The following is a 24996-nucleotide window of genomic DNA, read 5'->3' as shown; positions in this document are numbered from 1 at the left end:
CTTGGAAACCATGGACCAAACATCTGGCGGCGGCGCCCAGCCGACGTCAGATCCGGGCCCGGACCCCGCCGAAAACGCCCCGGCCCGGCCGCAGAAAGCCGGTGGGGTTCTGATAGTCCTTGTCCAACAGGTTGGTGACACGGCCATAGACCGTGACCGTTTCGCTGAGATCGTAGTTGGCGGCCAAGTCCACGGTGGCGTAACCGGGCGCCTTCAGCCGAGGGATGGAGAAATCGCGGTTGCCGTCAATGAAGCTGCCCACCGCCACCACGTCGCCGTCCAGCGACAGCCGGTCGGTCGCCTGCCAGCGCACGTCCACGCTGCCCTTGTGCCGGGGCCGGCGCAGCAGTTCCTGGTTCAGCACATCGTCATAGGCCTGGGTATAGGTGTAATCAAGCCGCACGGTCACGGTTTCCAGCGGCTTCACCACGACGAAACCCTCCACCCCCTGGGAGTGCGCCTTGCCGATGTTGGCATAGCTGGTGAAGCTGGCGTTCTGGGTGATCAGGTCGGTGAAGTCGATGTGGAACCAGGTGGCGCCCGCCTGCACCCGGCCCGCCGCCATGTCCTGTTCGACCCCCAGGTCATAGCCGGTGCTGCTCTCCGGCTTCAGCTTCGGGTTGCCGAAGAAGCCGAAGGCCGGATAGTCCTGGAACATCTCGCTCAGGCTGGGGGCCTTGAAACCACTGCCGACGCTGGCCTTGAGGCGGGTGCCGGTGGCGGCCACCAGATAGGTGGGCGCCACGCGATAGGTCAGCGTGCCGCCGAAGCGGTCATTGCCGTCATAGCGGACGCTGACCGTGTCGTGGAAGTTCTCGAACAGGGTGGATTGCAGCTCGGCATAGCCGCCATCGAGGGTGGTGTCGGCCGCGACGGGTTGGTGTATGGCGTCGCGCTGATGCTCGGCCCCCACCACCAGGGTGTGCTGGGCGGACACGGCGTAGTCCGCCTGCCAGTCGACCTTCACCCGATCACCGACATAATAGGTGTCCCCACTGTCGGGGGAGCGGGCGCTGGTCTTGACGCTGCCGTAGGCGACGCCCAGCGTCTGGTTCAGGCGGCCGTCCAGCAGGCTCACATGCGCGGTGCCCCGGGTGTAATACTGCAGCGTGTCGTTCTGGCTTTGCTGCGCCGCCGGATGGCTGGGAAAGGTGCTGAAGTCATCGCCCGTGAAGCGCAGGTCGGTCTTGGTGTAGCGCCCCACCAGCCCCAGGTCGACAGTGTCGCTGACGTCGTACCCCAATTTGGCGGACGCGGTGACGTTATCGTAGCCGTCGTCGTTCCGCTTCTCCCCCGCGGCCAGCAAATCCAGCGGCGTCACCGGCGTGGCGCCGGACCGGAAATGGGCGATGGTGGCGGCGTAATGCAGCGGCCCGGTGGCGCCGCTGACCCCGCCATTCTGGTTGAAGGTGTCGAAGCTGCCGCCCTCGATCCCCGCCGTCAGACGGGCGGGGCCGTCGCCCGCCTTGGTGATGATGTTGATGACGCCACCGATGGCGTCAGAACCGTAAAGGCCGCTCTGCGGCCCGCGCAGCACCTCCACCCTCTCGATGTCCGGTGTCAGGAACTGGCCGAAATCGAAGGCGGCGTTGGGATTGCCCGGGTCGCCCATGTCGATGCCGTCGACCAGCACCTTCACATGGTTGGAATTGGCGCCGCGCATGAAGACATAGGCCTGCCCGCCGGGCCCACCGGTCTGCACCATGTTGAGGCCGGGCACGTCCTTCAGCGCGTCGGGCAGGGTCTGGGCCTGCTTGGCGGCGATGTCGGCGGCGGTGATGAGCGTGACGCTGCTGGCCACCTGCGATACCGGCGTCGGCACGCGGGTGGCGGCCACGACGATGTCGGTGATGGCGTCCCCGTCATCGCCGGCATCGGCACGGGCATGCGGCGACAGGGCCACAAGGGCGGCGGTGGACAACACGGCGGTGGACAGCACAATAGACAGGCGCATGGATTTCCCCCTCGCGATCAATCACAAGAGGTCGCCCCACAGGCACCGACATCGGCAGCACGGGCAGCTTGGCCCCGTCCCGGCGACGACCCCCAAACGGTGTCGTCGCGACGGTTTCCCCCGCAGTCCCCGGCGCACCCCGGCCGGCAACAGGACGACGGCGCGAGGCAGGTCTCCTGGCTTCCGGGTCACCGCTTCCATCCACCTTCCCAGGGCTTGGGGGCCCCAGTGGCGTATCGGATGGTCGCTCACCGGTCACAGTTGCGGGGGCAGCCGCGGACTTGAGATACCGCGTTCCCTTTCGATCCCTTGCGGGAACCTTGCGCCTGGGGCCGGAGCATACGCCAGGCGCCGCGCCGGTCAACCAGGGCGCGCGGTCCCGCCCGCAGGGCAGATCAGCGCCAAGCGTAATTGAAGCTGAGGGAGATGCGTTCCTCATCGGCGCGGTTCAGCGCCACCTCGTGCCGCAGCCAGCTTTCCCACATCAGGAGGGTCCCCTCCCGCGGCTCCACGGCGATGGTGGGTTGCAGGCTGCGGTCGGCCTTGGCCTTGCGCGGCGGCGCCGCCATCATGAAGGGCAGGCGCGGATCCTCGAACTTCAGGACCGAGGCGCCGGCCGGCACGCGCACGTAATAGGTGCCGCTGATGACACTGTTGGGATGGATGTGCGACCCATGGAAGCCACCCGGATCCAGCACGTTGATCCACAGGGAATCCAGTTCCAGCTTGCGGCCGCCCAGGTCCCAGTCCTGCACCTTGGCGAAGGCCTTGGCATGGCGGTCCAGCTGGGCCTTCAGCTTCTTCAGGATGGGGAAGCGCCAGATGAGATCGTCCAGCGAGGCGTAGCTGGTGTACCCGGTGTAGCCGTGCTTGTCCGACCAGCGCTGGCCGGCGCCATCATCCTCCGCCGCCGTCAGGCAACAGGTCGCCACCTCCTCGTTCAGGGGCAGCATCTCCCCCAGCTCGGCCCGGTAGATACGGGTGGCGAACAGGGTGTCGATGTGGGCGGCGGGCGCGGGCGTGGGGGTGTCGTCGGTCATGCCTGGGCTTTAACGTGCGGGCCCCCGGGCCGTCAATGCGGCAGTGATGGGGCACCGCCCGTGAGCGGCCGGGCTGCCCACCGTATGGCCGATCCCGCAAAAGCAGTTGGGCGTGGGCTGGCTTCTGCCGGTATAAAGGGAACCCCTGGAGGCGCCCGCCCTTATCTCCAGGCTTCGCCTTTAATGACGATCGGCCCAGGCATCCGCCACCATGCGGACGCCCAGAGCCGGCACCGCTCACGGAACGCGCATCCATGCATCTGGCCCCTGACGCCCTTCCGCCGGACGTCCGCAAGGACGACCCCCATGCCGGCATCGGCTTCACCGAGTTCGTCCTGATGGTTTCGGCCATGATGGCCATGAACGCGCTGGGCACGGACGCCATGCTGCCGGCCCTGGGCCAGATCGGCCGGTCGCTGGGTGTGCTGGAAGAGCCGCGCTGGCAGTGGATCGTGACCGCCTTCCTCCTGGGCTTCGGCGGGGCGCAAATCCTCTATGGCCCCATCTCCGACCGTTATGGCCGCCGGCCGGTCCTGCTGTGGGGTATCGTCTTTTACGCCCTGGGCAACCTGGCGGCGGCACTGGCGCCCACGTTCGAGCTGCTGCTGGCCGTGCGGGTGGCCCAGGGTGTGGCCGTCGCCTCCACCCGCATCGTCGTCGTGTCGCTGGTGCGCGACTGTTACGCCGGGCGGCAGATGGCCCGGGTCATGTCGCTGGCCTTCATGGTGCTGCTGGCCGTGCCCATCCTGGCACCCAGCCTGGGGCAGCTGATCATGCTGGTGGCGCCGTGGCGCGCCATCTTCGCCTGCCTCACGGCCTATGCCCTGGCGGTGGCCCTGTGGCTTTGGCGGCGGCTTCCGGAAACGCTGCACCCGGAATACCGGCGGCCCATCGACGTGCCCACCATCCTGGCCGCCGCCCGCCAGACGGTGACGGACCGCCAGGCCATCGGCTACACCCTGGCGCAGACGCTGATGATCAGCGCCGTCTTCGCCTACCTCAACAGCATGCCGCCCATCTTTGACACGGTGTTCAAGGCGCCGGCGCTGTTCCCCCTGATCTTCGCCCTGACCGGCATGTCGCTGGCCGTGTCCGCCCTGCTGAACGCCCGCATCGTCCTGCGGCTGGGCACCCGCCGCCTGTCCCACAGCGCGCTTCTGGGCTTCATCCTGTTCACCGGCATCCACACCCTGATCGCCCGCACTGGCGAGGGCTTGGTGGCCTTCACCGTCCTGCAGATCCTGACCATGTTCTGCTTCGGCCTGGCGGGCAGCAACTTCGGCGCCATGGCCATGGAGCCGGTGGGCGCCATCGCCGGCACTGCCGCCTCCGTCCAAGGGTTCATCAGCACGGTGGCCGGCGCCCTGATCGGTTTCGTGATCAGCCAGCACTTCGACGGCACCACCCTGCCCCTGGTTGGCGGCTTCCTGGCGTGCGGCACCGGCGCCCTGCTCATCGTGCTGGTCACAGAACGCTTCCGCCTGTTCCAACCGCATATGGGCAAGTGAGGGCGGGTGGGCCCTCACCGATGCTCGGGCTTGTCCTCCGGCAGCGGCCGCCCGTCGTGCAGGTAGGGCGGCGCCTCGATCAGGACGAACACGATGCGGGCCGGCGTGGTGGTGCTGGGGTTGCGCCACAGGTGCATGGTGCCGCGCTGCACGATGATGCCGCCGGCGCCCACGGTCTTCTTCACACCGTCGTCTAGTTCCAGTTCCACCTCGCCCGACAGGACGATGCCATAGTCGATGCTATTGGTGCGGTGCATGGGGGACACGCCGCCCGGCAGCATGTCCACCACCCGGATGACGGACCCCTGGTTCAGGGTCAGCCCCGCCTCGCGCAGGCGGCCGTCCGTTTCGTCATTGTTGTCGGCCGGAACCGTGGCCGTCGTCCAGAGCAGGGTGAAGGCGGCATCGCCGGAGGGGATGCGCCGGGTGGGGAATTCGTCGTCCGCCGTGAAGACGGCGCGGGCCTGGGCATCGTGCCCCGTCACCACGCGCCGGACCGGCGGCAGCCCGGAATCGCTGATCATGATGCAAGTCTTTCCCGTGGAGCCTGACCCATAAAGCCTGAGGGGCGGCGGATCAGATTTCGGCCAACAAGGCCGCCTGCGCCTTCGCCATCATGGCGCCCATGGTTTCCGGCGACACATGGTCCTGCTGGGCCTTGCCGATGGCGACGCTGCTTTCCACCACCAGGCGGCAGCGTTCGAAGCGGCGGTCGGTGAAGGCCTGGAAGGCGGCCGGCACATCGGCGTGACGCCGCAATTCCTCCACCAGGACCACGGCATCCTCCACCGCGATGCCGGCGCCCGACGCCAGGTGCGGGGTGGTGGCGTGGGACGCGTCGCCGATGAGGATGCTGCGCCCCTTGAACCACTTGTCGCGGGGCAGCAATACGGCCTCAAGCGGACGGACATTGACCCAAGAGTCCGCGTTGAGCGCGTCGCGCACCGCGCCGACCGGGCCACTGAAGGGGGCCAGCAGCGCCGCCAAGCGCTGATAGGCCGTGGCCTCGTCCACCCGCCGCATTTCCGGCACGTTTTCCAGCAGCCACATGTACATCAGGTCCTGGCTGACCGGCACCAGGCCGCAGGTCACCGGCGCGCCGACGAAGAAGTGGGAGCGGTCGATCTCCGGCGGGCGCTTGGCGACGACACGCCAGCAATACTGGCCGGTGTAGGCCGGCCGGGGCGCGTCGGGGAACAGGAAGGACCGCGCCTTGGAAAAGGCGCCGTCGGCCGCCACCACGAAGTCATAGGTGCCGGTGCTGCCATCGCTGAACCGCGCTTCCACCCCGTCGCCCTGATCCACCCATTCGGTGGCGGTCAGGCCCAGGCTGACCTTCACCCCCGCCTCACGCGTCAGGCGGGACAGCATGGCATGCAGGTCGGGGCGCATGATGCCGCCGGAAACCGGCAGGTCGGGCTGGATGGGCCGGTCCTGCAGGTCGGCCACGGGGGCGCCGTTGGGGGTGCAGATACGCCCACCCTGGGTCACGTGATAGCCCCGGGCCTTCAGGTCGTCCAGGACGCCCAAGGTACGGAAGGCGCGGTAGGTCGGGCCGGTCACGGTGATGCCGGCGCCATAGACGCGCCAGTTCGGATCGGCCTCGACCACGTGCACGGGCCAGCCGGCCCGGCTGGCCAGGATGGCGAAGGACATGCCGCCGATGCCGCCGCCCAGGACAAGGATGGGGGCGCGGTCCACGCGCGATGAAGACTGAGACATCGCCAACTTCTCCCGTTTCTTCCCTATGCGCGCCCTCTCAAAAAGGGGTGCGTCACGGGCGATCCTAAGAGCCGCTCAGCTATTGTTAAAATTGATTTGGAAGATATCTTGGCACCGGTTCGGCCAATGGCTCGCCGGCGGAAGCAACGGCGTTAAGGCGGGAAACGAATGGATTCCAACGACATGGCCCAGTCACCGGAAGGCTCCGCGCGCAAGCCGGCGGCGTCGCCCAACCGACCGGCCACACGCCTTGCCACACGCCTGGCCTTCCTGGCCGCCGGGTTCAGCATGTCCTGCTGGGCCCCGCTGGTGCCCTACGCCCGCGCCCGCCTGGGGGTGGACGACGCCACCCTGGGCCTGTTGCTGCTGTGCCTGGGCGTAGGGTCGGTGGCGGCCATGCCGGCGACCGCGCCCTTGAGCGGCCGGCACGGCACCCGGCCGCTGATCCTGGCTGGTGGGCTGGGCATGGCGCTGGCGCTGCCTGCCCTGGCCACGGTCGGCAGCCTGGCCGGCATGGCCGTGGCGCTGCTGGTGTTTGGCGCCTCACTGGGCACGCTGGACGTGGCCATGAACGTGCACGCGGTGGAGGTGGAGAGCGATTCCGACCGGCCATTGATGTCGGGGTTTCATGGGCTGTTCAGCGTGGGCGGCTTTTGCGGATCGGGGGGCATGACCCTGCTGCTGGCCGCCGGCATGGCGCCCTGGGTCGCCGCCAACCTCAGCGCCGCCCTGGTGCTGGTGATGCTGGCCTTGGCCGCCCCCCGCCTGCTGCGCAAGCGCCCAGCGGGGGCCCAGGCGGCAGGCCAGGCGGCGGGCGAGCGCACGCCCCTGTTCGTGGTGCCCCGGGGGATCGTCCTCCTGCTCGGGGTCCTGGCCCTGATCACATTTCTCACCGAGGGGGCGCTGCTGGACTGGGGGGCGCTGCTGCTGACCGATCATCGCGGCGTGCCGCCGACGCAGGCCGGGTTGGGGTACACCCTGTTCTCGCTGTCCATGACCGCCGGGCGCCTTACCGGGGACCGGGTGGTGGCGGCCCTGGGCAGCCGGCGCGTCATGCTGGGGGGCGGGGCGGCCGCCATCGCCGGCCTGGCGCTGCTGCTGCTGGCCCCCCAGACGCCCCTGGGGACGGTCCTGGCCTTCGCCGGGTTCCTGCTGGTGGGCGCCGGATCCGCCAACCTGGTGCCGGTGCTGTTCAGCGCGACCGGGCGCCAGCGGGTCATGCCGCCGGCCCTCGCCGTGGCCGGCATGACCGCCATCGGATACGCCGGCATGCTGGGCGGCCCGGCCCTGATCGGCTTCATCGCCCGGGGTTGGGGACTGCCGGCCGCCTTCGCCTTGCTGACCGCGCTGATGCTGCTGGTGCCGCTGTCGGCCGGCCGCGTGGGCCGCATCGACGCCCCCGCCAACGATAGCCACTGAACGCGCGGCCGGACGTTATGTCGCGCGCCCGCCACCAGCGCCACAACCCGGAATGGTTGATCCTCAGCCCACCACGGGTAGACTTGAAACAATAAACACAGGGGCGGGGGTGGACATGGCGCGCACGGAAACGATGTCTCTGAAAACGCTGGCGGTGCTGGCGGTGATCCTGACGGCCGTATCCGGCATCATGGAGGTCAGCAGCCGGCGCACCACACTTTCCGTCATGGCCAACGCCGGCTTCTTCCTGTTCGCGGCATCGCTTTATTTCGCGGTCAGGAACAGGCTGTCGGATCAAACCGCCCGCCTTCTCGGGGGTATTTACTTGCTGATCTGCGTCGCTGCCGTTTGGTATATCGGCGCCACTTTATTGGGCTTCTGACGCCCATACCTCCCGCACCACCGTCTGCAACTGTCCGCCCAGGATGGGCTTGTACAGGATGGCGGCGGGGTGATCGGTGTTGATCCGTTCCAGGGTCGCGGGCTCGCGTGACGCGGTGATGAAGATGACCTTGGACCCGACGGAATGGTGTATGGCCAGGGCCGCGTCCACGCCATCGCCCTTGCCCTTCAGCCGCATGTCCATCAGCACCAGACGGGGGCGCTCCGCCTGGGCCATGGCGATGGCGTCCGCCGCGGTGGCGGCGGTGCCGCACACCTGCAAGCCCATGTCCTGGATCTGGATGCTCAGCGTTTCCGCGATCAGGAATTCGTCGTCGACGACCAGCACGCAATCCCTCAGCGGCCCGCTCATGGCGCCGCTTCCTTTTCCGGCTGCGGCGCCGTCGCCACCGCAGGCGCCGGCAATATGATTTCCGCCCGCGTCCCCGCGTCGAACCGCATCGTGATCGTTCCGTCCAACTGTCCCACCAGGCCCCTCATGATCATACTTCCCAGCCCCCGCCCATAGGCGCCGGGGGCCTGATCCGCATCCGACGCGGCCCCCGCCCCGTCATCGGCAACCACCAGCACCACGTTCCCATCCGGGCGACGCCGCATATCCATTGTGATGGTCCCCTGTCCATCGGGGAAGGCATGTTTCAGCGAATTGGTGATCAATTCGGTCACCAACAAGCCCAGGGGGATGGCGAAATCCAGGGTGACGATCAGCGGACACACGGAAATCCGTAGCGACACCCGGTCATCGGCGCCGGAGTGCAGGATGTTGCTGGCCAGTTCCTGCAGGAACGGGGCGATGTCGAAGGTCTCCAGGTCCGGCGATGTCATCAGTTGCTGGTGCACCAAGCCCAGGGCATAGACGCGGCTGCGCAGCCCGGCCAGCGCCTGGCGAGCGTCCGGGTCGGTCAACTGCATGCTTTGCATCATCACCAGGCCATCGATGACCTGCAGGTTGTTCTTCACCCGGTGGTAGACCTCACGCAGCAGCAGGTCGCGCTGCTTCAGGGCGGCCGCCCGCTCGCCCAGGGCCTGTGTCAGTTGGGCGTTGGCGGCGCTCAGCTCCGCCGTCCGCTCCGCCACCCGCCGCTCCAGCTCCGAATTGGCGGCCAGCACCTTGGCCTCGCTATCCCGCAGCAGCGCCGCGGTGCGCGACTGCTCCTCGACCGTGCGGGTCAATTCGGCGTTCAGCAGGCTGAGCTGGGCGGGCGTGGGCAGAGCCAGCACCCGGGGGACCACCGGCCACAGCATGACCGCCGTGGCCACCGACAACAGCGCGGTCACCAGCTTCTCCAGCCCTTCCACGCCATAGGCCGGCACCCACAGCGTCACCACCGACAGCATGTGCGTCAGACCGCAGGCCAGGATGAAGGCCATGAACAGATGGCCGACCCAGCGATACGCCAGGTCGCCGCGCTTGCGGACGAACCACGCCAAGGTCAGGGGAATGGAGAAGTAAGACAGGCCAATGATGGCGTCGGACCCGGCATGCAACCAAATAAGCCCCGGCACCCAGCTGAGACAAAAGCCATGGGGCGTCAGGCCGGACGGATCCAGCAACCAATCGGTCAAGCTCATAAAGGCCGGCCCTCCACCGCCGGGATACCGCAGGTGGCAGGGCGACGCGCCCCTAAACCTCCGCGAGCGCCAGACGGTGGGCCGCGCCGTGGCGGCCGTCAAGTCATGCGTTAGGGGGCATCCGCTCGTCTGACACCCAGGGGCGGTGATCCCGGCGGATCAGCCAGCCTTGGCCGCCGCCGCCGTGACCTCTCGCCGCACCAGCCTGTCCAGCAAGGGGAACTGGGGATCACCCAGCCAGGCGCGCACCGCCGCCACATCGGCCAGGGCATGCAGCGCGGCCGTCGCCTGTTCCGGACGGCCAACCTTCACCGAAATGCCGCCCAGGCCATGCACGCTTTCGAACGCGTGTTCATCGGGCACGTCATCACCGATGAAGATGGGCCGGCGCCCCTGGAAGGGCGGCGTCGCCATGAAGCGATGGACGGCATCGCCCTTGAGCGCCTGGGCGGGCAGAAGCTCCACGCCCACATTGCCTTCCACCACCCGATATCCCTCAGGCAGGTTGGGTAAGGCGGCCTTGGCCAAGCGGGTGATGTGCTCCAGACTTTGAGGGTGGGGGCCGGTGTGGATGGCCAGCACGGGCCCCTTGCGCTCGATCACGATGTTGGGGGCATGGCCCAGTTCGGCCTGCGCCCGTTCCGCCAGCGCCGCCAGGGCTGGGGGTTCCTCAGCCGCCACCGCCGGTTCGTCCGGCGACAGGCGCAGCTCAATGCCGAACAAGCCGCCGGCGCGCAGGCGCAGGGGCTGGAACAGGGTGTCGATGGACGCCAGCGACCGGCCGCTGATCAGCGCCAGCGCCCCGTCCAGCTGCCGGTCCAGGTTGGCCAACAGGTAGCACAGTTCATCATCGACCACCACGCCGGTGGGGTCCTTGTGATGTTCCAGCAGCGTGCCGTCAATATCCAGGAACAGGGCCCATCGGTCCCCGGCGGCGGGCGCCAAGGCGCTATCAGCCATCGCTTCAGAAGTGGTTCGGCTCAACGCTTTTTCCTTTCCCCATGCTAACAAGACGGACAACGTTGCGGCCCAAGGAGCTGCGGCCAAGGGCGCCGCGCGCCGCGTGCTGGCGCGCCAGCCGGGCCGTGACGTGGGCGGTGTGATGGCGTTTGCGCAGGCGGGCGCCGTCCAGCAGCATGTTGCCGGCCCAGCGGTAGATGTTGTTTTCACGCACCGTCTCGCGCATGCGGCGCATCCGCTCGCGCTGTTCCTCCGGCGACATGGTCAGGCCGCGCAACAGCGCGTCGGCCGTGCCGCAGGTGTCGTACGGGTTGATGATGATGCTCTCGGGCAATTCCTTGGCCGCCCCGGCGAAGCTGCTGAGCAGCAGCACGCCCTGCTCATCCTCCCGCGCCGCCACGAATTCCTTGGCCACCAGGTTCATGCCGTCGTGCAGGCTGGTGACCATGCACAGGTCGGCGGCGCGCAACAGGCCGTAGACCTCGTCCTTGCCATAGGATTCGTTCAGCAGGTGGATGGGCTGATAGCCGTCATGGCCATAGCGGGCGTTCAGTTCATCCACGAAGTCCAGGCATTCGCGCTGGCACTGCTGATAGGCCGGCAGGGCCGTGCGGCTGGGCGCCGCGACCTGCAGCACCACCAAGCGGCCGATCCATTCCGGATGGCGCTTGAACAGCTCCTCCACCGCGCGGAAACGGTCGATGATGCCCTTGGTGTAGTCGAAGCGCTCCACCCCCACGCACAGCTTGGCCTGCGGCGGCAGGTTGAACCGCTCGAAGATGTCGCGGCGGCAGGCGGCCACCGCCGGTTGGCGCGCCAGCGAGGCCGGCGGCCATTCGATGGAGATGGGGTGGGCGTGCACGTGGGTGGTCAGCCCGCCGAAGGTGACGGCGGCCGAATCCCGCTCGATGCGGCTTTCCAGGAAGCGGTCCACCGTCTCGATGAAGTTGTTGCAGTAATACTGGGTATGGAAGCCCACGACCGAACTGCCCAGCAGGCCATCCAGGATGCGTTCCCGCCAGGGGCAGATGCCGAAGATCTCGGCGTTCGGCCAGGGGATGTGCCAGAAGGTGATGATGACGGCATCGGGCAGCCGCTCGCGGATCATGCGGGGCAGCAAGGCGAAGTGATAGTCCTGGATCAGGACCACCGGCCGCTCATCCCGCGCCTCCTCCACCACCACGTCGGCGAAGCGGCGGTTCACCGCCTCGTACACCTCCCAGTCCTCGGCGTTGAAGCTGGGCCGGGTGAAGGCGACATGGCAGAGGGGCCACAGGCCATCGTTGGAGAAGCCGTAATAGTAATGCTTCTCCTCATGATCGCTCAGCCAAACCCGGCGCAGGGTGTAGGACGGGTTTTCCGGCGGCACGGCGATGCGGTCGTCCGCGTCCACCATGAGATGGTCGGCCGAACCGCTGCCATGGGCGATCCAGGTGCCGGAGCAGGCGCGCATGACCGGGTCCAGCGCCGCCACCAGGCCGCCGGCCGGCGCCCGCAGCTTGACCACGCCGTCCGGTTCCAGGTCATGGATGAAGGGTTCGCGGTTGGACACCACGATGACCTGCGCCCCCGTCAGTTCCGTCTTCAGAAGATGCCGCAGCGTGTCGGGCGTCCAGGTGCCCAGGCGGTCGGTGGCCACCCCCTCGCTGCGGGTGGAGCGCAAGGCCCGCTGGGCGGCGGCATGCGCGTCGCGGGCGTGGGCGACTGGACCAGACGCGATTAGGGCGGAAAGGCTTGGCGAATGCCCCGTCTGGCCCTGGCCAACGTCCCGCATGGTGTGCTGACGCACGGAAATGGTGGCGTCATCCAGTGACGCCGGCCGTTTGCGGCCCCAGCGCAGCAACAGCGCGCAGGACAGGGCGAGGGCCGCGGCGGACAAGAACAGGCTGGCCCCCACCAGGTAGACGCCCGCGGAATCTTGCGACAGCAGCGCGCCCGGATCGATGTCCATCATGGTGATACCCATACCCTATCGGTTAGAAGACTATGACCTGGTATTATGATTATTAGGCCCAGGCCATATGTCCCATTACATGAGAGAATACCCTTAACCGCGCCATTTGACTGGACAGGCTTAAGTATTCACATATCAATCCCGAACCTTCACGTTGTGTTCCACAGCCGAAGTCCAGGATGCGCCCGCCAACACTCACGAGCGGACGATGAGGGGCACCAGGCCCTCCTCATGGTCGGAAATGGAGGCGATGACCTGCCCCCCCATGCGCTGGAAGAACAGGTCGACGGTATGCTCGCCCACGGTCAGGCGCCGCACGGTCAGTTGATCGATGCCGATGGGCAGCTTGGGCCGGTTGACATGGATTTCGCCCCGCCAGCCGTCGATCTGGATACCGAGGCAAGCCTGCAGCAGCATGAAGACCGACCCGGCGGCCCAGGCCTGGGGCACACACGCCACCGGATAGGCGATGGGCGTTTCCCCCTGCTCACGCGGGAAGCCGCAGAACAGCTCGGGCAGGCGCATGCCGAAGCGCACCGCCGCCTCGAACGTGTCGCTCATCAGCTTGACCACGCCGCCGCGCACACCATAGCGCGCCAGGCCGGCGGCGCAGATGGCGGTGTCGTGCGGCCAGACGGACCCGTTGTGATAGGACATGGGGTTGAAACAGACCTCGGTATCCGCCAGCGTGCGGATGCCCCAGCCGGTATGGAAGGCGCCGGCCAGCAACTGATCGGCCACGCGCTGCGCCCGTTCGGGTGAGGGCAGACCCACGAACAGCAGATGGCCGACATTGGACGCGCGCACGCGGCAGGGCCGGCCCTTGCCATCCAGCGCCAGGGCGTAAAAGCCCAGATCCTCCATCCAGAAATGGGTTTCCACCGCCTGGCGCAAGGCCTCCGCCCGGTGCTGCCAATAGGCGGCCTGCGCGTCCTCCCCCGGCGGGTGGCCAGGCGGGCCAGGCCGCGATAGGCGGCATAGACATAGCCTTGGACCTCGACCAGGGCGATCGGCCCCTCGGGCAGGCTGCCGTCGGCGTGCTGGATGCTGTCGAAGCTGTCCTTCCAGCCCTGGTTGGCCAGGCCGGATTCCTCGGCGCGCTGGTAGTCGACGAAGCCATCGCCATTCTGGTCGCCCGCCCCCTCCATCCAGGCGGCGGCGGCGCAGAGCGATGGCCATAACTGGTCGATGAAGGCCATGTCGCCCGTGCGGTCCGCGTAAACGGACGCCAGGTAGATGTACAGTGGGGTGGTGTCGACGCTGCCGTAGTAGCGGCCGAAGGGCAGCTCGCGCAGCACCGCCATTTCGCCCTTGCGCGTCTCATGCAGGATCTTGCCCGGCTGGGCGTCGCTGAAGGGCGCCGTCTCGGTGGCCTGGTGGGTGGCCAGGAAGGCCAGCACCCCGCGCGCCAGACGGGGGTTCAGCCACATCATCTGCAGGGCGGAGATGATGCCGTCGCGCCCGAAAGCGGTGGAGAACCAGGGGATGCCGGCATAGGGATAGGGGCCGGTCGCCAGTTCGGTCGTTAGCAGGGCCGTGTCGGCCTGGGCCCGCGCCAGCCAATCGTTGAACACCCGGCCGGAGCTGTAGACGCTGGCGCCCCGGCGCCGCTTGGTGCGCATTTCCAGCCGCGCGCGCACGGCGGCGGCGCGGAAGCGCACACGGCTGGGCGTCGCCGTGCGCTCCGTCCCCACCTCGATATACAGGACGTGGCCGCCGCGGGTGGGCAGGTTGACGTTGAACACGGCGCGGTCACCCTGAAGGCGATCCGGCGCCTGGCTGAAGGACAGGGTGGCCTGGCGGGTAACGTGGTCCAGCCCCTCATAGCTCAGCGTCACGCCGTCGCCGGACAGCTGGGCCTCGTGCGTGCGGCCGCGCAACTGGCGGGTGGACCCGCGCACCTCGAACATGTCACGGAAATCGGCGGTGAAATTGAGGGTCAGCGGCACGACGATGTCGCTGCCGCCGAAGTTGGACAGGGTCACCCGCTCATACATCCGGTTTTGCCACAGGATGCGCGTGCGCTCGATATGGATGACGCCCCACAGGGTCATGCCGCCGCCGGGGGCGGGCATGGGCACATTGGTGCTGTTGGCGGTGAACAGGATGTTGTCCTCGCTGAGCGAGGCGCCCAGCAGCGACGGCTCCTTGTCACCGATGCGGAGTTGATAGCGGGACAGGATGCGCGTGTCGTCCACGAACAGGCCATCGCCCTGCCCCTGGATGTCGCCGTGCGCGTCGGCCACGACGAAACAGTCGCCGTGCTTCAACGCGAACAGGCGGAAGGTCTCACGCGGGCCGCTGCCATCGGGGCCGGCCAGGCCGATGGCCGGATCCAACTGTCGTTCGTCGAGGGCTGCCATGGAGGTCTGGTCTCGCTCGCGGGGCCGGTTGGATCAGGAAGTGGCAGGGGCGGCGCGCCCCCGCAGCAGGCTTTCGTAGGCCGCGACGTAGTTGCGGGCCATGGTGGACACGGAGAAACGCTGCTCAAACACCTGGCGGATGCGGGCGCGGTCCAGGCCGCGCGCCTTTTCCACCGCGTCCACGGCGGCGGCGATGCTGTCGACGACAAAGCCGGTGACGCCGTGGTCCACGATCTCGGGCATGGCGCCGTTGTTCCAGGCGATGACGGGCGTGCCGCAGGCGAAGGCCTCGATCACCACCAGGCCGAAGGGCTCCGGCCAATCGATGGGCATCAGCAGGGCGGCCGCGTCGCCCAGGAAGCCGGGTTTGCCGGCGTCGTCGATCTCACCGACATGCTGGATGACGCGGCCATCGATGCGCGGCTCGACATGCTCCCGGAAATAAGGGCCGTCATCGTCGCCCACCTTGGCCGCCATTTTCAGCGGCAGGCCGGACTTTTCCGCGATCTCGATGGCGCGGTCCGGCCGCTTGTCCCGCGAAAAGCGGCCCAGGAAAGCCAAATAGTTCCCGGTGCCGCCGGGCCGGTCGGCGGGCGGGCGGTACAGGTCCAGCGGCAGGCCGTGATAGACGGTGGCCAGCCAGTTCGCCTCCGCCAGCGGCCGCCGCTGGCGGTCGGAGATGGAGATCATGGGGTAGCGCGGCCACAACCCGTAGGACGGCGCCAGGTCGACATAATCCAGGCGGCCATGCGGGGTGGTCACCGTCTTCCCCGGGCACTCCTTGAAAAAGGGGAAATGCATGAAGTGGCTGAGATGGAAGTGCAGCACGTCGAAGTCTTCGGCGCGGGCCCGCACCCGTTCCAGCATGGCCAGGTGCGCCGCCACGGGCGACTTCAGCGGCGCGTCGTCCAGCCACAGGGCCTTGGGCCGCATGGGCACCACGGTGGCCTTGGTGCCCGACTCCCCACTGGCGAACAGGGTGACGTCATGCCCAAGATCAACCAGCGCATCCGTCAAATAAGATATAACCCTTTCAGTACCACCATAGTATGTGGGCGGCACCGTTTCGTACAGTGGAGCGATTTGCGCAATCTTCATCGACGGCATTTTCCAAAATCGATGATGGGGATTGGCATCCGCGACATGGAAGTATTGATTGTGCGGTGCCGAAGGAACCGCGACAACCGTATCACCACAGGGTGATGGCAACCATAATTCTTAATGAATAGGGCATGGGGGCGAAGCCGGCAGCGATTTCTGAACCGCTGCCGCGACCTGGGACTTTTGGACTATGACCGGTGCGTGCCCAGGGGGCGCGGGCTAGGCTGCGGGCTTCACCTTGGCCGCATAGCGCTGGCGGACGGCTTCGTCGGCGGCGGGGCCGGGGACCAAGCGGAAGTCGCGGCTGGTGGCCGGCTTGCCGCTGACACGGTCCACCAACATCAGGTCGGCGGGCAGGCCGGTCTGGGTGTCCACCAACTGCACCGACGGCCCCTCGGGCGCGAATTGCCGATTGCCCCAGGCCAGAAGGGCCAGCATGACCTCCCGGAAATCGCGGCCGCGGTCGGTCAGCACATATTCGTGGCGGGGCGGCCGCTCACTGTACTGCCGCTTTTCCATCAAGCCCGCCTCGACCAAGGCGGTCAGGCGCCGGGTCAACATGTTGGGGGCGATGTCCAGGCTTTTCTGGAACTGGTCGAAACGCGTCATGCCATGAAAGGCATCCCGCAGGATCAGGATGCTCCACCACTCCCCCACCCGTTCCAGGCTGCGGGCGATGGGGCAGGTCAGGTCTTCGAAACTTTTGCGCTGCATGGGCAGGCCCCGGGGCACAGCCCTTGGGTATATGCCAGGGGCGGCGGATCACGCATCCGCGACTTTCATCGTGCAAGTTTACGGCCGGCGCAGTGGGCTGCGCAAGGGCCGGCCTGTCAGAAACGCAGGCCCTGGAACCAGCGGAACAGGGATTGAAGGCCGGTGTAGAGATGGCCGACCCCGATGGCGTCCATCCAGTCCTGCCAGGTCTGCACCCAGCCGGACAGCCGGTCCGTCACCGGGTTGATGGGCAGGCCGTTGACCCAGTCGGCCAGCGGGTGGGCGCCCAGCGCCAGGGCCACCAGGCTGGCCGCCGCCAGCGACAGCGCCACCGGCCACAGCCGGGACGGCGCGGCCCCCTCGATCACCTCCACCGGGTTATAGCGGGGGCGCGCGGCAGACCGGGCGGATGCGACACCAGGGGGGGCGCCCTTGGCGGCGGCGGGGATGCGGCTGGTGGGGATGGCGTTCATGGAGGCCCGCCCGTCAGAACTGGAAATAGATGAAGGGGGCGACACCCTCGGGCGCGCAGGCCTGGATCAGCACCACGGCCAGGCCCACGGCGGCCCCCATGGCGGGCAGCGGCACGCGCCGCACCCAATCCTCCACCCGGGCCAGCCGGTCGCCCGGCAGGAACTGGCTGGCCAAGGTGCCGGCGATCAGCGCCAGGGTCAGCGGCGTCACGGCGGTGGGCAGCACGTCCCAACGGCCGAAACCGGCCAGGAACCGCCCGGCCAGGTCCAGCGTGGGCGCCCGGAAGAAGATCCAGGTGAAGCAGACGAAGTGGAAGGTGGCGACGATGGCCACCCCCCGCCGCCAGCCGCGCAGGCGCGGCGCCTCCCATTCGCCCAGGGTGATGGCGCGCAGGCGGTTCACCAGCAGCTCCACCACCAGCATGCCGCCGTGCAGCGCCCCCCAGATGACGAAGGTCCAGTTGGCGCCGTGCCACAGGCCGCCCAGCAGCATGGTGATCATCAGGTTGCGGCAATGCGCCCACAGGCCACCCCGGTTGCCGCCCAGGGGGATGTAGAGATAGTCGCGCAGCCAGGAGGAAAGGGAGATGTGCCAGCGGCGCCAGAATTCCTGCAGCGAGCCGGACCGATAGGGCTGGTTGAAGTTCTGCGGGAAGCGGAAGCCCAGCAAAGCCGCCAGGCCGATGGCGATGTCGGTGTAGGCGCTGAAATCGCAATAGATCTGCATGGCGTAGCCATAGGTGGCCAGCAGCAGATCCAAAGCGCCGTAGCGGTCCGGATCCATGAACACGGCGTCCACCAGATCGGTCGCCAGGTAATTGGCCACCACCACCTTCTTGAACAGCCCGCCGATGATCAGCAGATAGGCGCGGGTGGCGCGGATATCGTCCGGGTTGGGACGTTCCCCGATCTGCGGCAGGAAGTGCGAGGCGCGGACGATGGGCCCGGCCACCAGCTGGGGAAAGAAGGAGATGTAGAGCACCAGGTTCATCAGGCTGGCCGGCCGCCGCAGGGTGCCGCGGTACAGGTCCACCAGGTAGGAGATGCCATGGAAGGTGAAGAAGGAAATGCCGACCGGCACCACCATGTCCAAGAAGCCCAGGCGCACGGGCAGGCCCAGCACCGTCGCCGTGTCGTTGACCGCGTGGCTGGTGAAATCCGCGTACTTGAAAAAGGCCAGGACGGCCAAATTCACCGCCACGGCCAGCGACACCGCCAGCTTGGCGCCACGCGGCGTCTCCTGGCGCACGATGGCGTGCCCCGCCAGGTAATTGAACAGCGTGCTGCCGCCCAGCAGGAAGAGATAGCGCCAGTCCCACCAGCCATAGAAGACATAGCTGGCGACGGAAAGGAAGGCGATGCGGCCCTGCGGCCACCGCACCAGCGCCCAGGCGAGGGCGAAGACGATCAGGAAGAACAGGCCGAAATTAAGGGTGGGGAACAGCATCGGGGTCCCCTCACCGGCCGGCCGCGACGCCGGTGTCGCCAACCATCACCGGGCGGGGCGGCGCGGCACCGGGCTGGACATAGCCCTGGTACTGGTCCATCAGCCAGGCGAAGAAGGCATTGGCCGTCAGGGTATAGCCCTCCGGCGTCAGGTGGACATGGTCGGCCCGGGCCAGCGGCACGGCCTGGCGCACCCACCGGTCCATGCCGCAGGCACCCGGCATCAGCTGCGACCAATCCCAGAACACATAGTCGCCGGACTTGGCCCCCTGCGCCTGCATGGACCGCACCCGGCCCAGCATGGGCGGCGTGTACCAGGCGCACTTGCCCAGGGGCGGGGGCGTGTCCTGGCAGGGGAAAACGGCTTCCTTGTCCGCCACCTTCTTGCAGGCGGCGGATTCCGCCTGGCCATCCAGGGGGCCCAGCACGATCACCGCGACGGGCCCGGCGTTCAGCCGGCGCAAGGCCGCCTTGAACCGGTCCTGATAGGCGGCCAGGTCCAGGTCGCGGTCGAATCCCTCATTGGTGCCGTAGGCCAGGATCACCAGATCCGGCTTGCGCTTGGCCAATTCCAGCGCGACCGTCTCGGGGTTCCAGCGGTCCATGGTGGTCAGGCGGGCGCCGACCACGCCGGCGCTGTCGAACACCACGCCGGGCTTGGCGCGATCCAGCGACCAGCCGGCGATGTCCACCGGCCGGCCGTCGGCGGCCACCAGCTTCAACTGCTGCGCCTGGCCGGCGGTGGGCAGGGTGATCCAGTCCGCCTGGCCGGCGGGGCCTTGCGTCGAAATCTGCTTCACCACCCGGTCGTCGATCAGCACCAGCAGGTCGCCGCCCCCCGGCTGGCGGACCACGGTGACGCCGGCGATGTCGAAGCCCAGCCCATCCTTGGGCGTGACGCTGATGGCGGCACCACGCGCGCGGCTGCGGGCGACGAAGCCGGTCATGCCCCAGCCCGGCGGCGGCGTGTCGCTAAGGCTGTTGAAATACTGCCACTTGCCTTCCTGGGTCACCGCGACATCCGGGCGGCGCGACCCGATATAGGGCTTGCCCGCCGGCATGTAGCCGGGACCGGCCGACCCAAAGCGTTCCTGCAAGGCGTCGCGCAGGCGGGTGGTGAAGACACCGCCGGCGGTGTGGCTGTCCCCCAGCTGTAGGATGTCGACCGTGCCGCCGTGGCCGGCCTCGATCGCGGCCAGGCGCTGGAAAAGCCGTTCAAAGCCCGGGTTGCCGTCATAGGGGGAGGGCACCCGCGCCGGCAGCGCCGCCGGCGGGGCGGCATGCCCGGCCACCGCCGGGGTCGCTTTGGAGATGTTGGAGGCGGTGCGGCCCGCAGGGGCGGCGCTGCAAGCCGCCACCGCGGCCAGCATCAGGCTGAGAGACAGGAGATTTCGGCGCATCGGATCAGAGCTGCCGCGCCAGCGGGCCCATGAGCGGGCGGCCATGTGACCCGATGGATGCGCCGGCGGCGGCGCCGGTGGCGGCCCCCGGCGTCTGGCCCGACGATGGGTTGACGGGCAGGTCGGCGGGGGTGACATGGGGTGGGGCAACCGGTGTCGTGGCGCCGGTGGCGGCAGCGGAAGTCGTGGATGGGGGCGTGGCGGGCGTTTCGGCGGTGGTGGGTGCCGGTGACGCGACGGCCGGGGTCACGGCGGGAGCGGCGGCGGGGGCCGGCCGGGCGGGGGCGTCCGCCGGCTTCGGCGCCAGCTTGGCCACGGGCGCCGACGCCATCTGCAAGCGGGTCAGCACCTTGCTGGCCACCAGTTGGTAGCCATAGCCGGTGAAGTGGATGCCATCGTCGGAGCGCAGCTGCTGGCTTTTCTGCCGGCTGTCGTCGATGCGGGCCATGAAGTTGCCGTCGGCGTCCAGGTAATCCTGGTAGAGGGGCAGGAACACGGCGCCGTACTTCTTGGCCTCCGCCTCATAGAGGCCGGTCATGAACTTGGCGTCCTCGTTCGTTTCGGGCTTGCGCATGACCGGAAGTCCGATCCACACCGTGGTGACGTGGTGGTCCTTCAGCGTCTGCAGCAGCCAGTCGATGCGCTGGGTGTAGACGTTGGTCCAGCCGGGTGACTTGAACAGGTAGCCCTTGCGGTTCTCATCCCGGACGCCTTGCATGTCATTGGCGCCGAACATGATGATGGCGTAGCCGCCCTCCCCCGCGTCGTCGATCTGCCGGGCGGTTTCGGCCTGCCAACTGGCATAATCGGGGCGGGTCAGCCCGGCGCCCAATTGCGAATGCCGCACCAAACGGGTTTGCGGCTGGGACTTCAGCCGGTCGTACAGGCCGCTCCACACCCCGTCGGCCAGGGAATCGCCGTAGACGGATATGGTGGTTTGGGCCGGGGCGGCAGGGGGCGGGAGGGTCGCGGGTGGGGCGACCGGCTCAGCACTGGCGACGGCGGACAGACAAAAGAAAGCGCCAAAAACAATAACTAACCGGCGGTTCATCGAGCGCCCCTGACTGCCGAACCTAGTTAACCCATAAACGACACGGACGGCGCCAATACGACCGCCCGCACCGTCATACCGGGAGTCCCGGCGCCTGTCACGCGCCGGCTAGGGATAGCTCCACCGCCTAGGTGTCACGCCGTGAGGAACAGGGCCTGTTCCTTCTGCCGGCGGGCGGCCAATCCCGGCAGCGTGACCAGCTCGCCATTCACATGCGCCTTGTCCCACACCAGGAACTGCGCGGCGGCACCTTGATAGTCACCCTGGTTCAGCAGGCGCAGCAGCGTGGACTGCGTCAGGGCGCCGACACCCAGGTTGAAGGCGAAATCGGTGAGGGCCGCATACTGGTTGTCGGTCAACGGCACGGTCACCGCCGCCATGACGCCATTGCCGGCCGTGGCCAGATCCTGGGCCAGCAGGTCCTGGGCCTGGGCCTCGGTGATGGTCATGCCCGGTGTGACATCGGGCCCGGTGTGGCCGTAGCCGATGGTCAGGTGCCCGGCCGGGCAAAGATAGGCGGTCAGGTTCAGGCCCTCGGACTCCTCGGTCAAGGCGATCCCCGCTGCGTTCACGGCCCTGGTCATTCGCTGCTTCATCTCCTCTTGGGGCGCCCTGGAAAGACGGCGCAATTCAGGATTGCCTATATAGATACGTTATACCCGCGACAAAACCGGAAAGCCGATCCGGCCGTCGTCAATTTGACCAAAGGGCCGGGCGTCTCCGCCTTTCGTCCGCCCTCCTTCGTCCGCGTTGGGCGCACGGTATCTCCATTGTATTGTCGGATGCTTAAGGTTCCCCCGTCCCGCCCAGGCCCGAAGGGGGTAATCCAAGCATTGGCCTCACGAGAAAGGTCCGCCCCGCGATGATCCGTCTGCCGCTACCCCGCCCGCGTCTGCCCCGTTTCCGCAGGGCGCACCTGATCGCCGCGGTGGTTTCCGCCCTGGCGGCCCTGCCCATGGCGGCCAAGGCGGAATATGCCTACACCGCCAACGGCACCATCCTGCGGGCCGGTCCCGGGGGCGGCTATCCCGCCATCGCCAGCCTGCCGCCCGGCGTTTCGCTGAACGTCTATGGCTGCCTTGCCGGCTGGTCGTGGTGCGACGTGGATTTCCAGGGCTATCGCGGCTGGCTCTATGGCGGCAGCCTGCTCTATCCCTACCAGGGCCAGCGCGTTTACCTGCCGCAGTTCGGCGGGGTGATCGGCCTGCCCGTCATCACCTTCTCGTTCAATGAGTATTGGGGCCGTTACTATCGCGACCGCCCGTGGTTCGCGGATCGCCACCGGTGGGAACGCCTGCCGCCGCCCCGGCCCATCTATCGTCCGGGGCAGGACTTCCGCCCCGGTCCGGGCCCCGGCCGCCCAGGGTGGGAGCATCATGATTGGGATCGCCACGACGGCCGTCCTGGCCCCGGCCCAGGTGGTCCTGGTGGGCCTGGCCCTGGCCGTCCCGGCCCGAGGGGGCCGGATCATGGCCCGGGCGGCCCGCACGATGACCACCGCGGCCCCGGTGGTGGCGATCATCGGGGTGACGGGGACCACGGCCCCCGCCCCTGACCTCCCGGACGGAGGGCGCCGTCAGCCGACCGCCACGGCGATATCGGCCGGCGCCCCCGCCCGGGTCGACAGGCCCGGCGGGGCAGCGATCAGGCGCAGGCGCACCGTGCCGTCACCACCGACCGGAACCGCTGCCGCATGGTAGGCCGTGCCGGTGACACGGCCCTGCCAAACCCAGCTGCCCCGCCCGTCATCGGCGTAAACATCGTGATGGGCGGCCAAGGGATCGGGTGCCCAGCGCAGACGCACCTCCGCCCGGCGGCTGTCGGTGCCCGTCGACCGCGCTTGCGCCATCAGGCCGCGCGGCGCCGGCATCGCGACATCGCCCGGCATGGCACCGGCGTACACTTCACCGACGCGGACATCCATCACTTGGCTCGCGCCCTTGGTGGCGGCCCCCAGCAGCAGGGCCGCGATGGTGCGCCCGCGATAGGGGTCCAAACGCAGCGTCAGGCGGGACCAGCCGTCAGCCAGTTCCTGCCTGGGTGCGCCGGCCAGGGGCAGCCAGACGGGCGCCGCAGGCCTATCGGCGAACACGAGGCCCAGGCGCAAGGCATCGGCCCCCTGCCCCTTCACCACCAGTTGAACCACGGGCGCGATGGCCGCCTGCACGGTCAGCGCGGTCTTGTACAGCCATATCCGCGTCGCGTTGGCGGGCCCCAGCGTTCCCGTGATGGCCAGGGAGGACCCGCCGTCAAACGCCGTGTCATAGGCATAATCGACCGCCAGCAAATCCGCCGTCGCTGCGCCAGTGGCTCCTGCCAGCGGCTCAACCCGCCATTGCCAGGTGGGCAGGATGTCCTGAATGCCCAGGTTGTACCACGGCTGTTCCGCCACCACCGCGCCATCGACATGGAAGCGGTCGCCCTCGCCCGTGTTGAAGCGGGTGACGAAGGGGAAGGCGCCAATGACCGAACGCTCGGCGATGAAATTGGCGACGCCGTAGGTCATGGGCAGGTTCAACTGGTCCGTGGCCTTGGGGGCCGCCGGGTCATGGTCGGTGTAGCGGTGGCGCCCCCGGGCGGCGTTGGGAAGATAGGCCTGCGCCTGGGCGGCATCTGGCGCGTTGTCGGCGGCGGGATTCTGCGACTGCCCACTGAAGAACTGGCGTTCCAGGATGCCCAGGATGCGGCGGTCGGAGTGCGCGCCCGGCGGCTCACCCAGCGGCCCACCGGGAAGCGCCCGCTGGGTCCGCACCACGCGCAGCAAATTGCGCAGCCCATCCTCCACGCTGTAGACCTGAAGGCCGCCATAGGCGTAGCCGCCGTCGTTGGGGTGGATGACCTGCGGTGCGGCGGCCCCCAGATAGCCGGGCCCGGGATAAAGCTGGAAGCCGAAATAGGCCACGGCGCGCGGATCGAAGCCATTGCGCAGGCAATAGGCGCGCACCTCCAGCGGCGCCACCGGCGCGCCGGAGCAGCAGTTGCCCGGCCCGCCATAGCGGCTCCACCCCTGATCCAGCATGGTGCTATCGGCGAACGCCTGGCCCGGCCGGTCGCCCCGCCGGCGCATCAGCCAGTCCATGTCGGTGCCGCCGTCGTAGAACTGGATGTGGAAATCGGTGAGGCCGCGCCCCTTCGCCTCGTCGCGCATGGCGGCGACCCAGTCCAGGACCTGGGCCTCCGCCGCCTCCGTCCCGTTCTCGAAATTCACGAAATAGCCGTCGAAGCCGAAATACGCCGCCAGGTCCACCAGCTTGCGGGCAACCTGGGGCATGGGCACGGCGCTGCCGTCGTAATGGCGGCGGTCGGGCTGGAAGATGGTGCCCAGGGCCAGGGCGCCATTGCGGTGGGCCACGTCGACCAGCGCCGGGTTGGGGATCATGCCGGTGCCGCGCCAACCCACGACGATGTCGTGATAGGTGAAGATGCGCGGCACCTGCACCCCACCCGGCAAGGGCGCGCCATAGCGCCGCCGCATCAGCGTTTCCTCGGAAACGCCCGCCGCGAGGGGGCCATAGCAGTCGGACAGGCTGGCGACACCCGGCACCGGGTCCAGCGCCGGATGGGCCTGGGTGGCGGCGAACGGCGCGATGCGGTGGGCGCGTCGCACCTGGGACTGAAAATACGGCGCGTCGGCGTCCGCCTGGGGATCGTACGCCATCAGGGCCTGGAAGGCGTCCCAGCCAGCCCCATCGGGTGCGGGGGTCAGCGGATAGCGTGGGGCCCAGGCGCCCCCACCCGCGAGGGCATCCGCCGCGCGGGCGGACAAGGCGGACGGCGGCACCATGCTTCCCGCCGCCAGCGCCGCCAAGGCCAGAGAGGCGAAATCCCGGCGCGATAGCCGGGGGGATGGACCGTAAGGCCGGGATGGACCGTAAAAATGTGCCGACACGGGTGTCCCCCACGCTGCGGATAGAAAA

Annotated in this window: 21 protein-coding genes, 1 pseudogene and 1 riboswitch; of the genes and pseudogenes, 4 read left to right on the top strand and 18 right to left on the bottom strand. The window is 68.3% G+C overall.

The features are described from left to right. Positions 1 to 46: 46 nt before the first annotated feature. Together ULB03_RS27125 and ULB03_RS27120 are read right to left on the bottom strand one after the other, a co-directional pair. The gene (locus ULB03_RS27125; protein ID WP_322486194.1) at positions 47 to 1954 is read right to left on the bottom strand and encodes a TonB-dependent receptor plug domain-containing protein; all 1908 of its coding nucleotides are present in this window, start codon (positions 1952 to 1954) and stop codon (positions 47 to 49) included. A gap of 149 nt (positions 1955 to 2103) precedes the next feature. Continuing rightward, a riboswitch (cobalamin riboswitch) is annotated at positions 2104 to 2292 on the bottom strand. A 57-nt stretch (positions 2293 to 2349) separates the two neighbouring features. Then, entirely contained in the window at positions 2350 to 2994 is a 645-nt protein-coding gene (locus tag ULB03_RS27120; protein ID WP_322486193.1) for a TIGR02466 family protein, read from the bottom strand. A gap of 254 nt (positions 2995 to 3248) precedes the next feature. Here ULB03_RS27120 and ULB03_RS27115 point away from each other — a divergent pair, with 254 nt between their 5' ends. Further along, positions 3249 to 4502: a multidrug effflux MFS transporter gene (locus ULB03_RS27115; RefSeq protein WP_322486192.1), complete on the top strand. Its 1254-nt coding sequence runs from the start codon at positions 3249 to 3251 to the stop codon at positions 4500 to 4502. Positions 4503 to 4516: 14 nt separating this feature from the next. Here the strand turns inward: ULB03_RS27115 and ULB03_RS27110 are convergent, their stop codons facing one another. Both ULB03_RS27110 and ULB03_RS27105 read right to left on the bottom strand, forming a co-directional pair. Then, on the bottom strand, positions 4517 to 5026 hold the full coding sequence (locus ULB03_RS27110) for a cupin domain-containing protein (RefSeq protein ID WP_322486191.1): 510 nt from the start codon (positions 5024 to 5026) through the stop codon (positions 4517 to 4519). Positions 5027 to 5078: 52 nt separating this feature from the next. After that, complete coding sequence (locus ULB03_RS27105) at positions 5079 to 6224, bottom strand: FAD-dependent monooxygenase (protein ID WP_322486190.1); 1146 nt, start codon at positions 6222 to 6224, stop codon at positions 5079 to 5081. Positions 6225 to 6392: 168 nt separating this feature from the next. Between ULB03_RS27105 and ULB03_RS27100 the strand changes: the two genes are divergently transcribed. Next, positions 6393 to 7643: an MFS transporter gene (locus ULB03_RS27100; protein ID WP_322486189.1), complete on the top strand. Its 1251-nt coding sequence runs from the start codon at positions 6393 to 6395 to the stop codon at positions 7641 to 7643. A gap of 115 nt (positions 7644 to 7758) precedes the next feature. Then, complete coding sequence (locus ULB03_RS27095) at positions 7759 to 8025, top strand: hypothetical protein (protein ID WP_322486188.1); 267 nt, start codon at positions 7759 to 7761, stop codon at positions 8023 to 8025. Here ULB03_RS27095 and ULB03_RS27090 read toward each other — a convergent pair. The 13 genes and pseudogenes from ULB03_RS27090 to ULB03_RS27030 all read right to left on the bottom strand — a co-directional run bounded on the left by ULB03_RS27090 (position 8011) and on the right by ULB03_RS27030 (position 21663). Next, on the bottom strand, positions 8011 to 8397 hold the full coding sequence (locus tag ULB03_RS27090; protein WP_322486187.1) for a response regulator: 387 nt from the start codon (positions 8395 to 8397) through the stop codon (positions 8011 to 8013). The two genes, ULB03_RS27095 and ULB03_RS27090, sit on opposite strands and share 15 nt — an antisense overlap. After that, positions 8394 to 9617 carry a sensor histidine kinase gene (locus ULB03_RS27085; protein ID WP_322486186.1) on the bottom strand — a complete coding sequence of 408 codons (1224 nt, stop codon included), beginning with the start codon at positions 9615 to 9617 and terminating at the stop codon, positions 8394 to 8396. Before ULB03_RS27085 ends, ULB03_RS27090 begins: the two co-directional genes overlap by 4 nt. Before the next feature lie 159 nt (positions 9618 to 9776). Further along, on the bottom strand, positions 9777 to 10601 hold the full coding sequence (gene otsB, locus ULB03_RS27080; protein WP_322486185.1) for a trehalose-phosphatase: 825 nt from the start codon (positions 10599 to 10601) through the stop codon (positions 9777 to 9779). After that, the gene (locus ULB03_RS27075) at positions 10582 to 12531 is read right to left on the bottom strand and encodes an alpha,alpha-trehalose-phosphate synthase (UDP-forming) (RefSeq protein ID WP_322486184.1); all 1950 of its coding nucleotides are present in this window, start codon (positions 12529 to 12531) and stop codon (positions 10582 to 10584) included. Before ULB03_RS27075 ends, otsB begins: the two co-directional genes overlap by 20 nt. Positions 12532 to 12726: 195 nt before the next feature. After that, entirely contained in the window at positions 12727 to 13710 is a 984-nt protein-coding gene (locus ULB03_RS27560) for an amylo-alpha-1,6-glucosidase (protein ID WP_416211202.1), read from the bottom strand. A gap of 533 nt (positions 13711 to 14243) precedes the next feature. Beyond that, positions 14244 to 14894, bottom strand: a pseudogene (locus ULB03_RS27555) (glycogen debranching N-terminal domain-containing protein); the annotation flags it as partial. 33 nt (positions 14895 to 14927) lie between these two features. Next, positions 14928 to 15992, bottom strand: coding sequence for a glycosyltransferase family 4 protein (locus ULB03_RS27060; RefSeq protein ID WP_322486181.1), 1065 nt, complete (start codon positions 15990 to 15992; stop codon positions 14928 to 14930). Positions 15993 to 16214: 222 nt separating this feature from the next. Continuing rightward, complete coding sequence (locus tag ULB03_RS27055) at positions 16215 to 16709, bottom strand: winged helix-turn-helix transcriptional regulator (RefSeq protein WP_322486180.1); 495 nt, start codon at positions 16707 to 16709, stop codon at positions 16215 to 16217. A 116-nt stretch (positions 16710 to 16825) separates the two neighbouring features. Continuing rightward, complete coding sequence (locus ULB03_RS27050; RefSeq protein WP_322486179.1) at positions 16826 to 17182, bottom strand: hypothetical protein; 357 nt, start codon at positions 17180 to 17182, stop codon at positions 16826 to 16828. 13 nt (positions 17183 to 17195) lie between these two features. Further along, on the bottom strand, positions 17196 to 18629 hold the full coding sequence (locus ULB03_RS27045) for an MBOAT family O-acyltransferase (protein WP_322486178.1): 1434 nt from the start codon (positions 18627 to 18629) through the stop codon (positions 17196 to 17198). 10 nt (positions 18630 to 18639) lie between these two features. Beyond that, a complete protein-coding gene (locus ULB03_RS27040; protein ID WP_322486177.1) occupies positions 18640 to 20028 on the bottom strand; it encodes a GDSL-type esterase/lipase family protein in 1389 nt (462 codons plus the stop codon). A 4-nt stretch (positions 20029 to 20032) separates the two neighbouring features. Next, complete coding sequence (locus tag ULB03_RS27035) at positions 20033 to 21079, bottom strand: SGNH/GDSL hydrolase family protein (RefSeq protein ID WP_322486176.1); 1047 nt, start codon at positions 21077 to 21079, stop codon at positions 20033 to 20035. A 134-nt stretch (positions 21080 to 21213) separates the two neighbouring features. Then, positions 21214 to 21663 carry a lysozyme gene (locus ULB03_RS27030; RefSeq protein WP_322486175.1) on the bottom strand — a complete coding sequence of 150 codons (450 nt, stop codon included), beginning with the start codon at positions 21661 to 21663 and terminating at the stop codon, positions 21214 to 21216. Between the two features lie 278 nt (positions 21664 to 21941). On the opposite strand from ULB03_RS27030, the gene ULB03_RS27025 reads away from it, so the two are divergent. Beyond that, positions 21942 to 22634 (top strand): SH3 domain-containing protein, encoded by a 693-nt coding sequence (locus ULB03_RS27025; protein ID WP_322486174.1) that lies wholly within the window; start codon positions 21942 to 21944, stop codon positions 22632 to 22634. 21 nt (positions 22635 to 22655) lie between these two features. Here ULB03_RS27025 and ULB03_RS27020 read toward each other — a convergent pair whose 3' ends face one another. Further along, complete coding sequence (locus ULB03_RS27020) at positions 22656 to 24968, bottom strand: endo-beta-N-acetylglucosaminidase (RefSeq protein ID WP_322486173.1); 2313 nt, start codon at positions 24966 to 24968, stop codon at positions 22656 to 22658. Positions 24969 to 24996: the final 28 nt, after the last annotated feature.

Origin of the sequence: Nitrospirillum goiasense (genome assembly GCF_034427435.1) — a bacterium.
In the GTDB taxonomy this organism is placed as follows: Bacteria; Pseudomonadota; Alphaproteobacteria; order Azospirillales; family Azospirillaceae; genus Nitrospirillum.
Note: the sequence above shows the minus strand (reverse complement) of the source record. Positions and strands in the feature narration are given on the sequence as shown.

What these genes read in the sequence shown, in the direction of transcription:
- ULB03_RS27025 (WP_322486174.1), top strand. Translation starts at nt 21,942, where the DNA reads ATGATCCGTCTGCCGCTACCCCGCCCGCGTCTGCCCCGTTTCCGCAGG.
- ULB03_RS27090 (WP_322486187.1), bottom strand. Translation starts at nt 8,397, where the DNA reads ATGAGCGGGCCGCTGAGGGATTGCGTGCTGGTCGTCGACGACGAATTC.
- ULB03_RS27100 (WP_322486189.1), top strand. Translation starts at nt 6,393, where the DNA reads ATGGATTCCAACGACATGGCCCAGTCACCGGAAGGCTCCGCGCGCAAG.
- ULB03_RS27560 (WP_416211202.1), bottom strand. Translation starts at nt 13,710, where the DNA reads ATGGCCATCGCTCTGCGCCGCCGCCGCCTGGATGGAGGGGGCGGGCGA.
- ULB03_RS27075 (WP_322486184.1), bottom strand. Translation starts at nt 12,531, where the DNA reads ATGATGGACATCGATCCGGGCGCGCTGCTGTCGCAAGATTCCGCGGGC.
- ULB03_RS27045 (WP_322486178.1), bottom strand. Translation starts at nt 18,629, where the DNA reads ATGCTGTTCCCCACCCTTAATTTCGGCCTGTTCTTCCTGATCGTCTTC.
- ULB03_RS27105 (WP_322486190.1), bottom strand. Translation starts at nt 6,224, where the DNA reads ATGTCTCAGTCTTCATCGCGCGTGGACCGCGCCCCCATCCTTGTCCTG.
- ULB03_RS27055 (WP_322486180.1), bottom strand. Translation starts at nt 16,709, where the DNA reads ATGCAGCGCAAAAGTTTCGAAGACCTGACCTGCCCCATCGCCCGCAGC.
- ULB03_RS27040 (WP_322486177.1), bottom strand. Translation starts at nt 20,028, where the DNA reads ATGCGCCGAAATCTCCTGTCTCTCAGCCTGATGCTGGCCGCGGTGGCG.
- ULB03_RS27120 (WP_322486193.1), bottom strand. Translation starts at nt 2,994, where the DNA reads ATGACCGACGACACCCCCACGCCCGCGCCCGCCGCCCACATCGACACC.
- ULB03_RS27095 (WP_322486188.1), top strand. Translation starts at nt 7,759, where the DNA reads ATGGCGCGCACGGAAACGATGTCTCTGAAAACGCTGGCGGTGCTGGCG.
- ULB03_RS27035 (WP_322486176.1), bottom strand. Translation starts at nt 21,079, where the DNA reads ATGAACCGCCGGTTAGTTATTGTTTTTGGCGCTTTCTTTTGTCTGTCC.
- ULB03_RS27050 (WP_322486179.1), bottom strand. Translation starts at nt 17,182, where the DNA reads ATGAACGCCATCCCCACCAGCCGCATCCCCGCCGCCGCCAAGGGCGCC.
- ULB03_RS27030 (WP_322486175.1), bottom strand. Translation starts at nt 21,663, where the DNA reads ATGACCAGGGCCGTGAACGCAGCGGGGATCGCCTTGACCGAGGAGTCC.
- ULB03_RS27110 (WP_322486191.1), bottom strand. Translation starts at nt 5,026, where the DNA reads ATGATCAGCGATTCCGGGCTGCCGCCGGTCCGGCGCGTGGTGACGGGG.
- ULB03_RS27115 (WP_322486192.1), top strand. Translation starts at nt 3,249, where the DNA reads ATGCATCTGGCCCCTGACGCCCTTCCGCCGGACGTCCGCAAGGACGAC.
- ULB03_RS27125 (WP_322486194.1), bottom strand. Translation starts at nt 1,954, where the DNA reads ATGCGCCTGTCTATTGTGCTGTCCACCGCCGTGTTGTCCACCGCCGCC.
- ULB03_RS27085 (WP_322486186.1), bottom strand. Translation starts at nt 9,617, where the DNA reads ATGAGCTTGACCGATTGGTTGCTGGATCCGTCCGGCCTGACGCCCCAT.
- ULB03_RS27060 (WP_322486181.1), bottom strand. Translation starts at nt 15,992, where the DNA reads ATGAAGATTGCGCAAATCGCTCCACTGTACGAAACGGTGCCGCCCACA.